This window comes from Enterobacter cloacae complex sp. S1 (genome assembly GCF_014930525.1).
Taxonomy (GTDB): Bacteria; Pseudomonadota; Gammaproteobacteria; order Enterobacterales; family Enterobacteriaceae; genus Enterobacter; species Enterobacter hormaechei_C.
In genome coordinates this window covers 253,790-265,494 of sequence record NZ_JADBRE010000004.1, presented here as the reverse complement: position 1 = coordinate 265,494, position 11,705 = coordinate 253,790, and the positions used below count along the sequence as shown (strand labels likewise).

General features: G+C 58.4%; 12 protein-coding genes. 4 read left to right on the top strand and 8 right to left on the bottom strand.

The window, feature by feature from the left end; genetic code table 11:
• The first annotated feature begins 25 nt into the window (after window positions 1-25).
• From IM290_RS03740 to lysM, 3 genes are all read left to right on the top strand, one after another.
• Complete coding sequence (locus IM290_RS03740) at window positions 26-607, top strand: NAD(P)H-dependent oxidoreductase (protein WP_015571876.1); 582 nt, start codon at window positions 26-28, stop codon at window positions 605-607.
• Window positions 608-637: 30 nt separating this feature from the next.
• Window positions 638-952, top strand: coding sequence for a putative quinol monooxygenase (locus tag IM290_RS03735; RefSeq protein WP_003862506.1), 315 nt, complete (start codon window positions 638-640; stop codon window positions 950-952).
• Between the two features lie 151 nt (window positions 953-1,103).
• A complete protein-coding gene (gene lysM / locus IM290_RS03730; protein WP_014885249.1) occupies window positions 1,104-1,544 on the top strand; it encodes a peptidoglycan-binding protein LysM in 441 nt (146 codons plus the stop codon).
• A gap of 32 nt (window positions 1,545-1,576) precedes the next feature.
• On the opposite strand, the gene IM290_RS03725 is transcribed toward lysM, so the two are convergent.
• From IM290_RS03725 to IM290_RS03715, 3 genes are read right to left on the bottom strand one after another with little or no spacing between them, the layout of a single operon-like run.
• A complete protein-coding gene (locus IM290_RS03725) occupies window positions 1,577-2,764 on the bottom strand; it encodes a glycoside hydrolase family 88 protein (protein WP_015571879.1) in 1,188 nt (395 codons plus the stop codon).
• Between the two features lie 28 nt (window positions 2,765-2,792).
• A complete protein-coding gene (locus IM290_RS03720) occupies window positions 2,793-4,058 on the bottom strand; it encodes an oligosaccharide MFS transporter (protein WP_015571880.1) in 1,266 nt (421 codons plus the stop codon).
• 31 nt (window positions 4,059-4,089) lie between these two features.
• Window positions 4,090-5,904, bottom strand: a complete 1,815-nt coding sequence (locus IM290_RS03715) for a DUF2264 domain-containing protein (RefSeq protein ID WP_193042143.1) — start codon at window positions 5,902-5,904, stop codon at window positions 4,090-4,092.
• 166 nt (window positions 5,905-6,070) lie between these two features.
• On the opposite strand from IM290_RS03715, the gene IM290_RS03710 reads away from it, so the two are divergent.
• Window positions 6,071-6,910 carry an AraC family transcriptional regulator gene (locus IM290_RS03710; protein WP_023295450.1) on the top strand — a complete coding sequence of 280 codons (840 nt, stop codon included), beginning with the start codon at window positions 6,071-6,073 and terminating at the stop codon, window positions 6,908-6,910.
• A gap of 41 nt (window positions 6,911-6,951) precedes the next feature.
• Here IM290_RS03710 and IM290_RS03705 read toward each other — a convergent pair whose 3' ends face one another.
• Genes IM290_RS03705 through IM290_RS03685 form a run of 5 tightly spaced genes read right to left on the bottom strand, consistent with a single transcriptional unit; the run spans window position 6,952 to window position 11,613 of the window.
• Window positions 6,952-7,827 (bottom strand): MurR/RpiR family transcriptional regulator, encoded by an 876-nt coding sequence (locus tag IM290_RS03705; protein ID WP_015571883.1) that lies wholly within the window; start codon window positions 7,825-7,827, stop codon window positions 6,952-6,954.
• Complete coding sequence (locus tag IM290_RS03700) at window positions 7,824-8,774, bottom strand: iron-siderophore ABC transporter substrate-binding protein (protein WP_125914783.1); 951 nt, start codon at window positions 8,772-8,774, stop codon at window positions 7,824-7,826. The genes IM290_RS03705 and IM290_RS03700 overlap by 4 nt, the downstream gene beginning before the upstream one ends.
• Before the next feature lie 9 nt (window positions 8,775-8,783).
• Window positions 8,784-9,824: an iron ABC transporter permease gene (locus IM290_RS03695; protein WP_017692658.1), complete on the bottom strand. Its 1,041-nt coding sequence runs from the start codon at window positions 9,822-9,824 to the stop codon at window positions 8,784-8,786.
• Window positions 9,821-10,804 (bottom strand): iron ABC transporter permease, encoded by a 984-nt coding sequence (locus IM290_RS03690; protein ID WP_032649559.1) that lies wholly within the window; start codon window positions 10,802-10,804, stop codon window positions 9,821-9,823. Before IM290_RS03690 ends, IM290_RS03695 begins: the two co-directional genes overlap by 4 nt.
• Window positions 10,801-11,613 (bottom strand): ABC transporter ATP-binding protein, encoded by an 813-nt coding sequence (locus tag IM290_RS03685; protein WP_193042142.1) that lies wholly within the window; start codon window positions 11,611-11,613, stop codon window positions 10,801-10,803. The genes IM290_RS03690 and IM290_RS03685 overlap by 4 nt, the downstream gene beginning before the upstream one ends.
• Between the last annotated feature and the right edge of the window lie 92 nt (window positions 11,614-11,705).

The window sequence follows — 11,705 nt, the reverse complement described above, 5'->3', positions numbered from 1 at the left end:
ATACTCTCAGCATCGAGGACAAATAATGAGCAACATTCTGATTATCAACGGCGCGAAAGAATTTGCGCACTCTAAAGGCCAGCTCAATGACACCCTGACCGAGGTCGCGGATGGTTTCCTGCGCGACGCCGGACATGATGTTAAGGTCGTGCGCGCGGACAGCGATTACGACGTGAAGGCCGAAGTGCAGAACTTCCTGTGGGCCGACGTGGTTATCTGGCAGATGCCGGGCTGGTGGATGGGCGCACCGTGGACCGTGAAAAAATACATGGACGATGTGTTTACCGAAGGTCACGGTTCGCTGTATGCCAGCGACGGCCGCACCCGCTCAGACGCGTCTAAAAAATACGGTTCCGGCGGCCTGATTCAGGGCAAGAAATACATGCTCTCCCTGACCTGGAATGCCCCGCTAGAAGCGTTCACTGAGCAAGATCAGTTCTTCGAAGGCGTGGGCGTAGACGGCGCGTATCTGCCGTTCCACAAGGCGAATCAGTTCCTGGGTATGGAGCCGCTGCCGACCTTTATCGTCAACGACGTAATTAAAATGCCGGACGTCCCGCGCTATATCGCAGAATATCGCAAGCATCTCGCGGAAATTTTTGCTTAACTGGTAGCCTGGAATTAGAAGGAGTTAATTATGCTTACCGTTATTGCTGAAATCCGTACGCGTCCTGGCCAACATCACCGCCAGGCGGTACTGGATGAGTTCGCGAAGATCATCCCGACCGTACTGAAAGAAGAAGGCTGCCACGGCTACGCGCCGATGGTGGACGCCGCCACCAGCGCAAGCTTCCAGGCGACCGCGCCAGACTCAATCATCATGGTTGAGCAGTGGGAAACCGTCGCGCACCTTGAAGCGCATTTGCAGACCGCGCATATGAAAGCGTGGAGCGACGCGGTGAAAGGGGACGTTCTGGAAACCCACATCCGTATTCTGGAGCAAGGGGTTTAAGTTCCGTGAAATTTGCCGGGTGGCACTGCGTTTACCCGGCCTACAACTTACCTCCCACGCCCGGTAAGCGTTAACGTCACCGGGCTTTTTTTATCACCTTAACACTCAACTGCTATGCTTATTCTGACTTCATGTTTAACAGGAGGATGGAATGGGACTTTTTAACTTTGTAAAAGAAGCGGGCGAAAAGCTGTGGGATAACCTGACCGATCATAAAGGTCAGGGCGACAAAATCACCGAGCACCTCAAGAAACTCAACATTCCCGGTTCCGATAAGGTTCAGGTTAACGTCACTGACGGCAAGGCCAGCGTGACGGGCGACGGGCTGACGCAGGAGCAGAAAGAAAAAATCCAGGTCGCCGTCGGCAACATCGCGGGCGTCAGCGAAGTGGAGAACAATATTACCGCGACAGATGCCAAAGATGAAGCCACCTACTATACGGTGAAATCCGGCGATACCCTGAGCGCAATCTCTAAAACCGTGTACGGCGATGCCAACCAGTACAATAAGATTTTTGAGGCTAACCGCCCAATGCTCTCCAGCCCGGATAAGATCTATCCCGGTCAGACGCTGCGTATTCCGAAAGCGTGATCGATAAGTCGGGGGTTACCCCCCGACTGTTTTTACCAGTACAGTTTCCAGCTCTGCGTAAAACGCACCAGTGCCTCAACGTAGAAGTAATCGCCCCAGCTCGCGCACTCATCCACGCCTTTATTGCTCGCCAGGTGATACACCGAGTGCTTAAGCAGCCCGTTGCCCTTCTCTTCTTTGCCCATCAGATAGTGCTTTGTCAGCGAGGACATAATCCCTTTCGCCCATTCGAGGTAACGTTCGCGATCCGGATCTGTGACCGGCAGATGTTTCACCAGCTCCAGCAGTCCACACACCGCAATTGCCGCCGAGGAAGAGTCACGCAGTGCGTCGGTGCCCACCAGCGCCAGATCCCAGTGGCAGACGTAGTCTTCCGGCAGGCGATTGAGGAAGTAGTTCGCCAGCCGTTTTGACAGGGCGATCATCGTTTCGTCGCCGGTATAGATATAGCTCAGCAGGAAACCGTAAATGCCCCAAGCCTGCCCGCGCGACCAGCAGGAGTCGTCGGCGTAGCCCTGCTGGGTGTTGCCGTAGCGCGGTGCGCCGGTTGCCACATCCATATAGTAGGTGTGGAAGGTGGAGGCATCGTCACGAATGAGGTACGTCGCGGCCTGCATGACGTGCGCTTTTGCGGCGTCGGCAAAGCGCGGATCGCCCGTCTGCTCCGTTGCCCAGTAGAGCAGCGGCAGGTTCATGTTGCAGTCGATGATCATCCGCCCGGCCTGCTCCGGATCGGAGAGATCGCCCCACGCCTGGATGATTTTCGCCTTCTCGTGGAAGCGTTCCAGCAGGGCTTCCGCCGCCAGCAGCGAGAAGCCGCGCGCCTCGCGGCTTCCGGTCAGCCGCCACGCGGCTACGCAGGAGAGCGTGTAGAGGAAGCCTAAATCGTGGGTGTTGGTGTCGTTGCGCCCGGCGATGCGCAGGCCAAACGAGCGCACGTGTTTTTCCGCCATCGCGCGGAATTTTTCCTCGCCGCTCATCTCCCATGCCAGCCACAGCTGCCCGGTCCAGAAGCTGGTGGTCCACTCCACGTTGTCAGTCAGCGGATAAAAACCGTTCTGGCAGGTTTCCGCCGGGAATTTGTCGCCGAACTCCGTTAAATGACGGCTAATCAGGTCAAGAACGTGGCTGCGCGCCGAATTCAGTTCATCGCTGAATGCGCGGGAGTCAACGGGCGCAGCGATAACAGGCAGACGTTCTTCTTTGATACGACTTAACATATTTCGGTTCCTTCTTTGACGGCGTAATTTATCGAGTTGACGTTTCTGCTACGTTCAGCGCACGAGCCCCGCGCCATTTGCTCTGACAGGCGGATAACGTAAAAGCAGAAATAAGGGTAAAGGTCAGCGCCGTTGCGCCCATGATGATATAGGTGTGCTCAAAGCCAATACGGTCATACATATAGCCGGCAGGGGAAGAGACCACCACGTTGCCAACGTAGAGCATCGCCTGATAGCCAAGTAAATACATGGTGGCATTGACGCGCTTGTCGAAATGTTCGGCGATATATTTAAATACCGACACCAGCAGGAGACAGATTTCCAGACCGTAGAGCGGTTTAAGCACGGAAATGAGCAGGTGTGAATCACACATGCCGGAAATAATCAGACGCGCCCCAACCACCAGCCCGACAATTAACAGCCCGCGTTTGGCGCCAATAAAGTTCACAAACAGCGGGACCACCATATACATGACAAATTCCATGCCCGACTGTACGGTCCCGAGATAGCCGAATACGGCGTTGCCCTCATGAATATCATCGAAGAAGGTGACGAAATAGCGCGAGAATTGCTGCTCGGCAATAAACATCATCCATGCCACGCCCGCCACGTACAGGCAGAAGGCCCAGAATTTGCGGTTACGCAGCAGGGCGTAAACGTCGGACGGGGCAATTTTCTCTTTCGTCAGCACCTCGCCTGCGTGAGCGGAGTTAGTGTTCACTTTCAGGCTCAGCAGGACAATCAGCATCACCACCGACGCCACGCTGCCGAGAATAAAGTTATACGCCGGTGAGAGGTTGAACAGCAGGCCGGAGAAAGATGACGCCACCGCCCAGCCGAGCGATCCCCACATACGGATCTGCCCGAACTCCATGCCATTCAAACGGCTAAAGCGGTCGGAATAGGATTCACACGCCGCCACGCCCGCGTACCAGGCAAAGCTTAAATAGAGCGCGCCGATAATAATCCCCAGCAGGGTATTAGACATTAACAGCGGCTGGTAAACATAAATAAAGAATGGCGCCATCAGGGCCGACATGATCACCACAAAATAGAGCAGATATTTGCTCATGCCGATCTTATCGAGAATATAGCCGTAGATCGGCTTGAGAATAACGGAGAATATCCCGTTCACCGCAAAGACGGTTCCAATCACCGATCCGCTCAGGTTGGCTTTCTGACCGAGCCAGATCGCCAGCAGACCAATACTGGCAGACCAGGTAAAGAAATAGAGAAAGATAAAGCTGCTGATTTTGTAATATTCAGTTCTGTTGGTTGTCGATGTGCTTTTCATATCATCCTCGCCGGGGTGTAGGGCCAGATTTTTATAATGTGAACGACAGCTTACGTTCGCTTCCGGGTTCGCTAATCACGACCTGGTTATGGGTTATATTCAGCTGCGGCGTCGCCGCAGCGGGCTGTTTTCCGCCAGCCAGAACGGCGCAACAGAGCCAGCTTTCCCCTTGCGGGAGGTCAGCTTTTAACAGCGGAATGGAGGCGCACTCCGCAAACATAATGCTGCTGTTCGGCGGCGTGACGATGCTGTCTGGCTGGCGCTGAATGATCGGCGAAAGATCGACAATGACGCTGCTGCCGTTTTCAGCCAACAGATAACAACCGCGTTCGCGCACCTGGTGGGCGGTTTTCATCACCGCAAAGCCGCCCTCGACGGTTTGCAGAGTGCGCGCGCTGTTGATACGGTGCAGGCGCAGGTGCCACTCCCCGAACGGGATCTGCCAGGTCGCAATCTGCACGTCGCGCCACGGCGACCAGCGCGAGAAAATGTAATTTTCATCCACCCGAACCTCGTCGCACTCGCGACGACCGCGGAAATAGTTATCTCCGTCCGCCAGCAGCAGCATGGAATCGCAGGCGGCATGCTTCAGGCCAAAACGCCCGCGCTCAAGGGTGAATCCGAAGCGGCTGGAGTAGGCAAATTTGGTGTATTTCGCTTCGGTGTTGACGTAGTTGTTCAGCTCCAGCTGACCGGCGGTGAGCATGACGACGTGCTGCGAATCTTTCGAATGCATCAGGATCTGCTGCGCATGCGGAATCACATGTTTTTCAGCAAGCGCGGGCAGCGGTTGTTCTTCCGCCTGCCAGAACGGGTGTGCTTCCGGCAGCGCCAGGATCAGATAGGTTTTCAGCGCCCAGTACGGTGAACCGGGGGAGTTGTAATCCTCGCACATCGCCAGGTTCGGATACGCAAACCCCAGGGTAAGAATACCGTCGCGATCGACAATCGACTGCTGCTGCCACCAGCGCAGATGCCGCAGCACAATGCCCTTCACGATGCCCGGGGTGAAGACGTCCAGTTGAGAAAAGGCCACCGCGCTCCAGAAGGCAACCATGGCAAAGCGGTAGGTCAGGCTGCGGCCAAACGGCACCGAGGCGCCATCGGCGGCGGACCAGTAGATAAAGTCTTCCGCGAACAGACGCGAGCGCTCGCGCAGCACCTTCGCCCTCGCCTCGTCGTCACTCAGCGTGGCGTAAATCAGGCCGTAGAAATGGAAAGCCATGGAGATGTAGTAATCTTTCGGGCGGCCGGGACCGTCGGAATACCAGCCGTCGCCGAGGTAGTAGGCGTCCATCAGCGCAAAGCGGTGGTCAATGGCGGCCCGATCGTACGGCAGGCCGGCGCGCTTAAAGCCGAGCTGGACCATAATGGCAAAATAGTTCCAGTTGCTGTCCGGCATCTGCGCGTCGGTGATTTGGTTGAGCCACGCGTGCAGGTTCATCACCTCGCGCCCGGTAAAGTGCGCGGTGAGTTTATCCCCCAGCAGAGCGAGCCCCAGACCGTAGGCCGCCATCTCCACCAGACGCTGATCGTACGGGCCGGTTTCACCCCAGTAGCCGCTGCTTTGCGGGTCGGTACCAAGCTTAATGGCAGTAAGGTACTTCTCGCTGAACGGCGTGCTTTCGCCAGATGCCATCAGCGGAAACAGCCCCCACAGCGCGCGGGAAAGTCCCTCCATCTGCGCAATATCCGCTGTGTAATGGGCGCAGGTGTCGCCCAGCGGGAATCGTGAACGGTTCGCCGGAAATTGAGTGTCCAGCGCCTGTAAAAGTGCATTCAACGACGCCACTACCTCCTGGCGTGAAGACAACGGATTTGATTTTTCTTTGTTTGCCGCCCACATCGGTTCGCCCTCGTAATCAACTGCGGCAAAGCATAGTGAATCCGCAAGGGGCAGAAATGTTAGCCATGTCACAGGCATGAACGATGAATAAACCTCCAGTTGAGAAAATTTAAAAAGGTGGTTTATAAAGACGATCAGACGGGAAAAAGTTGAGTTTTATTGCACTATGCGCGACACGCCGACATCCGACCTTCTGGAACTGATCGCCCTGAATGATACCGTGGCCTCGTTCAGCCGCCTGTTTGCCAATACGGTGCGCTACCATCACTGGCATCAGTGTCTGGAGATCCTCTATGTGGAAGAGGGCTTTGGCGTGGCGATTGTCGATAATCGTCACTACACCATGCGCCCCGGACGACTGTTTTTCTTCCCGCCTTTTACGCTGCACAAGGTCATGGTGGACGAACAGGCGGAGGCAATTTACCGCCGCACCATTATTCATCTCGACCAGCACGCGGTGCTGAAGATCCTGCGGGATTTTCCCCAGACCCGGCAGCGCCTGGAGCGGCTGTCACGCCGTGGCGGCGAAGCGTGGGTCGCCGATTTAGCCCACTGTCACCACCATATCGACCATCTGTTTAGCTGCTATAAACCGCCGATGAACGGCGAGAGCATCGCCAGCCTGCTGATCGGCCTGTTCGCGATGCTCCCCGACGATCGCGACGGTGAGCCGGGCAACAGCCAGGGGATCGCCAGCCAGGTAATGTTCTGGCTCGACGAGCATTATCAGGAGAAATTTCGTCTGGATGCGCTGGCCGAAGAGCTGGGTAAATCACGCAGTTACGTATCGCGAAGATTCCATGCGGAAACGGGCGAAAAAATTCACGACTACCTGAACACGCTAAGATTGCGTAAGGCGTGCGAGTGTTTACTCCACACGGATTCGAGCGTGCGTGACATTGCCGCACAGGCGGGATTTTCCGACGTGACGTGGTTTATCAGCGCTTTTAAAAAGGGGATTGGCGAGACGCCGTTGCAGTACAGGAAGAACCATCGTGCGGTTTGACGCCCTCACCCCAGCCCTCTTCCACGGGGAGAGGGGGAAGATCAACCGCTCTTTTTCCCCGGCTTTAATCCGCGGTGTAACTCGTTGATGCGCTTCATCGACTTGATGGTGCGCTGCGGCTCGGTGGAGGCGACGGACAGAATAATCATCTCCAGGCACAGCAGTACCGTGCCGTGCAGCGGGATTTTGCCCTTCTCGCCGCCGCGCGGGACGTGGATCACTACGCTTGCCTCTTTGCTAAAGCGCGAGTCCGTGGCGTTGGTCAGCAAAATGGTGGGAATACCCAGGCGCTTCGCTTCGCGCAGCGTGGTCTGCCCCTCCCGGTGCGCGGATTTTTGCGCCATCATTACCAGCACGTCACCGCGCTGTAGGGCAATCAGCTGTTCGGCGAGGCCAATACCGGTGCGGTTGAGCGGGATCGCAGGCAGGCCTATACGGCTAAACAGTCGCGAGGTGTACTCAGCCAGAATGCCGGATGCGCCAATGCCAAAAATAGCGACCTGTCTCGCCTGCGCCAGCAGCGACACGGCCTGCGCCATCGCGTAGCGGTTGCCCGGTTCGGACAACACCGCGCAGGTGTGCTGATGGCCTTCCAGCACAAAATCGATGCTCGCGTCGACGTCGCTGGTAAGCGTGTTTACCGTGGTGGACATCTTCTCGCTGGAGGTGACCACCGGGCCAAACCACTGCTCCAGGGTCTGCTTGAGATCCCGCAGCCCACCAAACCCAAGCGCCTGAATGGCACGCACCACGGTGGCGTCCGAGGTGTGTAGCACAGCGGCAATCTCCATTGCCGTCTGCTCCATAACCGCTTCACGATTTTCATTGATATAGCTCGCCACCTGCAGCAGACGCGGCGTCAGCTGGTGCGCCCGCGAGCGGAGGCGGTCGCCGTAGACATCAATTTTTCGGATCATCGTGCGGCCTCCGGCAGCGGACGGCCCGCTATCTGCGACTGCACCTGCGCGGCCATCAGCCCCAGCGAGGCAAATGAATTTGAGATCGCTTCCTCGCGGGAGATGAGCACGTAATGCCCGGTTCGGCAGGCGTTGAGAAACTGGCACCAGCCCGGCATCACCGCATCCATCGCCGCCAGCTCGTCCTGCGGTTTCCCGCCGGTGTCCCCGCGCCAGGTGGCAAAGACAAAATCAGCATCCAGCTCCGGCAGGCGCTCGGCGCTGACGTCGATGCGCCCGCCCTCAGGGATGCTCTCAATCAGCGGCGGGAACCTGAACCCTGCGTCGCGCAGCACGCGCCCAAGCGAGTGGTAGCTGTGCATGGCGTTGATTTTTCCCTGATTGGCCTGAATCACCGAGACGGTCAGCTTGCTCGTATCGATGGTCGCCTTTAGCGCCTCGATCTGCTCCTGATAGCGACGCTCCAGAATCTTCAGCCGCGCCTTTGTCCCGGTAAGCTGCGCCAGCTTGCGGTAGATCTCCGGCGCGCCGCCGTCGAGGTGATCGATACTCACCGTCGGGGCAATTTTTTCCAGCTGTTCGACCGGCGTGTTGCGGGTCGGCTCGGTGATGATAAGATCCGGCTTCGCCGCGGCGATGGCTTCAATATCGATATCCGCGGTGCCGATGAATTTGATGTCGGAATTATCAAAATCGATGCCCGTCAGCATGCCGCTGGAGCGCAGAAAATGGCTGCCGTCCGGTCGGGTGCGGCCATGGCTGGCGATCGGCGGCACGCCAAGCTCAATCAGCGGAATGGTGATATCCAGATCGTGCAGAGAGACGATCCGCTTCGGGTTAACCGGCACCACCACGTTGCGGTTCAGGTCGTCAGTAAACGTCTGCGTCGGCTCTGCCGCCCCTACGGCAAAACCCACCAGCACCAGCATTGCAAAAAATACGCGCATTTCTATCCCCTAAAATCGATCCCGACGCTGCCAGAGCAGCAGCAGGAAAAACGGTCCGCCAATCAGTGAAATGACAATTCCCGCCGGCAGCTGCAACGGGAGAAATGCCAGCCGCCCGACGTTATCCGCCAGCAGCACCAGCAGCGCGCCCAGTACGGCACTTCCCGTCAGCAGTGCCGTTTGCCCTCCGCGCAGCAGCAGGCGCGCCATGTGCGGGGCAATCAGCCCGACAAAGCCGATACTCCCCACGCAGGAGACGCAGGCCGCGGTGAGCACCACGGGGGCAAACACGCGCAGCAGCGCGAGGCGTGAAGTCCGCACGCCCAGCCCCGTCGCAGTGTGGTTGCCGAGCAAGGCTACGTCTGCGGCGCGTGCGGTAAAGAGCAGCAGCGCAAACGCTGGCACTGTCCAGGCAGCAGCGATGCTGACCAGCGTCCAGCTTGCTGCATGCAGGCTCCCCGCCAGCCACAGCATCGCCGTCTGGACGTCGCGCACGTCGGCGGTCGTCATAAAGACCCCCATCGCGGCGGCAAACGCCCATGACACGCCGATGCCGATCAGGATGAATCGCGGGCGCGAGATATCACGCGCCAGCGCCACTACCAGCAGCGCGGTCAGCAGCCCACCGGCCATGCCGATAAGTGGACGCCAGTACGGCCCCAATCCCGGAAACTGAAAAATCAGCAGCAGCACCGCCGCGCTACAGCCCTCTTTCACGCCGATAAGACCGGGGTCAGCAAGGCCGTTGCGGGTAATGGACTGCATGGCCGCCCCCGCCATGCCGAGCATCGCGCCGCACAGCACCGCCATCAGCAGGCGCGGCAGGCGGATATCCATCACAATGTAATGCGCATCCGCCGTCAGACGTTCAGGATAAAACAGCGCACGTCCGATGGCGGAAGCAGGAATGGGCAGCGAACCGTGCGTCAGGCCAAAACTTAGCAGCAGGAGAGCGGCAAGCGATAATACGGCCAGATACAGCAGCGCTCTCGGGCGAACCAGCGCCGAGAAGGAGAAAAATCGTACTGCCCTCAATCCAGCCCGGTTCATTTGAACATCCTTGACGCCATAAGGATAAAGACCGGCGCGCCGACTAGCGCAGTCATCACGCCGGTTGCCAGCTCATACGGCGTAAACAGCGTACGGGCGGCGATATCCGCCATCAGCAGAACCAGCGCCCCGCAGAGGGCTGAAAGCGGCACCATCACGCGCAGGTCCACCGATACCAGACGGCGAATCAGCTGCGGCACCACGAGTCCGATAAACCCGATCGGTCCGGCAACTGAAACCGCCGCGCCGCACAGCAGGGCGATGGCCAGCAGCGCGAGCAGGCGCGTTTTCAGCAGCGACACGCCAAGCCCCTGCGCCATTCTCTCGCCCAGCGCCAGCATGTTCAGCGACGGCGACAGCCAGAGTGCCAGCGCAAAACCCACGGCAGCGGCCCCCGCGGCGCTAGCGATCGTCTCGCCGATGACTCCCGCCACATCCCCCGCAAGCCAGGTCCGCATGGCCAGCAGCGTCTGTTCATCCAGAATCAACACCGTGGCGGTTATCGATGAGGCAAATGCCGACATCGCCACGCCGCACAGCGTGACCTTCATCGGCGTGAGACCGGTACGCCCGGATGAGGAGAACGTTAGCACCAGCAAAAAGAGCGCGGCGGCGCCAGCTGCGGCTATCAGAGGGCGGCCAAACGGCAGCGACAGCCCGAGGGCACTCGTCAGCACCACCGCCAGCGCCGCCCCTGCATTCAGCCCCAGGATATGCGGCTCGCCGAGCGGATTGCGGATCACTGATTGCAGCAGCACGCCCGCGACGCCGAGCGCCGCGCCCGTCACCAGGGCGGCGCACAGCCGCATCAAGCGCAGCCTGACGATCACGCTATGCTCAAAATTGCGCGGGTCGAAGTGGAAAAATGCGTCTACTACCGTCCGGGGGGCGATAACGCGCGCCCCGATGCTCAGGTGCGCAATCGCGCCTGCCAGAAGCAGCAGCGTAAAGAGAATAAAGGCCACAGACGTGCGCATCATGATTTGTCGACAGCCTGACGGAACGGCATAAAGAACGGCTTGCCGGTCAGCGGGTTAACCGACATATGCACGTCGACGTCAAACACCGCTTTGATCAGCTCCGGCGTGCAGGCGTCGCCCTCATGCAGTACCCCCTCAACCTTTCCCTGACGTAAAAAGACCAGCGAATCACCGTAATTCACGGCGAAGTTGAGATCGTGCAGAACCACCACCACGGTGCGCCCGTGCCGGCGCGTCAGCGTGTGCAGCAGTTCGAGGATCTCCACCTGGTAGCGAAGATCGAGGTACGTCGTGGGTTCATCCAGCAGGATATAGGGCGTTTGCTGCGCCAGCACCATGGCGATCCAGCAGCGCTGGCGCTGGCCGCCGGACAGGCTTTCTACCAGATGATGGGCAAACTCTGCCGTTCCGGTCAGGCGTAACGCCTCCTCCACGGCCCGCTCGTCTTCCTCGCTCCACTGGCGCATCACGTTCTGCCAGGGGAAACGTCCGCGCGAGACCAGCTCAAATACGGTTAACCCTTCTGGAAGCAGCGGAGACTGCGGCAGGATCCCGAGCTGGCGGGCGACCGCTTTGGTTGGCTGCGAGTGGATGGCTTTGCCGTCCAGCACCGCGCTGCCGCCGAGCGGCTGAAGCAGCCGCGCGAGGGTACTTAACAGCGTCGATTTTCCGCAGCCGTTTGCGCCCACCAGAACAGTCATTTTCTGCTGGGGGATCGCAAGGGAGATATCATCAACGATGATTTTTTTCTGGTAACCCGCGGAGAGGTTCTCAAGAACCAGTCCCGGCTTTTTGATGTAGTGAGCCACGTGAACGCCAACGTAAGAAAAAAAACCAACAAATAAAAATAAAACTCATTCTCTTTTGTGAGTTTGCCGCCGCTCCATGTAGTAGTCAAGCG

Bases quoted from the DNA above. Each gene is read 5' to 3' on its own strand.
- IM290_RS03740 (WP_015571876.1), top strand. From the start codon at position 26: ATGAGCAACATTCTGATTATCAACGGCGCGAAAGAATTTGCGCACTCT.
- IM290_RS03735 (WP_003862506.1), top strand. From the start codon at position 638: ATGCTTACCGTTATTGCTGAAATCCGTACGCGTCCTGGCCAACATCAC.
- lysM (WP_014885249.1), top strand. From the start codon at position 1,104: ATGGGACTTTTTAACTTTGTAAAAGAAGCGGGCGAAAAGCTGTGGGAT.
- IM290_RS03725 (WP_015571879.1), bottom strand. From the start codon at position 2,764: ATGTTAAGTCGTATCAAAGAAGAACGTCTGCCTGTTATCGCTGCGCCC.
- IM290_RS03720 (WP_015571880.1), bottom strand. From the start codon at position 4,058: ATGAAAAGCACATCGACAACCAACAGAACTGAATATTACAAAATCAGC.
- IM290_RS03715 (WP_193042143.1), bottom strand. From the start codon at position 5,904: ATGTGGGCGGCAAACAAAGAAAAATCAAATCCGTTGTCTTCACGCCAG.
- IM290_RS03710 (WP_023295450.1), top strand. From the start codon at position 6,071: ATGCGCGACACGCCGACATCCGACCTTCTGGAACTGATCGCCCTGAAT.
- IM290_RS03705 (WP_015571883.1), bottom strand. From the start codon at position 7,827: ATGATCCGAAAAATTGATGTCTACGGCGACCGCCTCCGCTCGCGGGCG.
- IM290_RS03700 (WP_125914783.1), bottom strand. From the start codon at position 8,774: ATGCGCGTATTTTTTGCAATGCTGGTGCTGGTGGGTTTTGCCGTAGGG.
- IM290_RS03695 (WP_017692658.1), bottom strand. From the start codon at position 9,824: ATGAACCGGGCTGGATTGAGGGCAGTACGATTTTTCTCCTTCTCGGCG.
- IM290_RS03690 (WP_032649559.1), bottom strand. From the start codon at position 10,804: ATGATGCGCACGTCTGTGGCCTTTATTCTCTTTACGCTGCTGCTTCTG.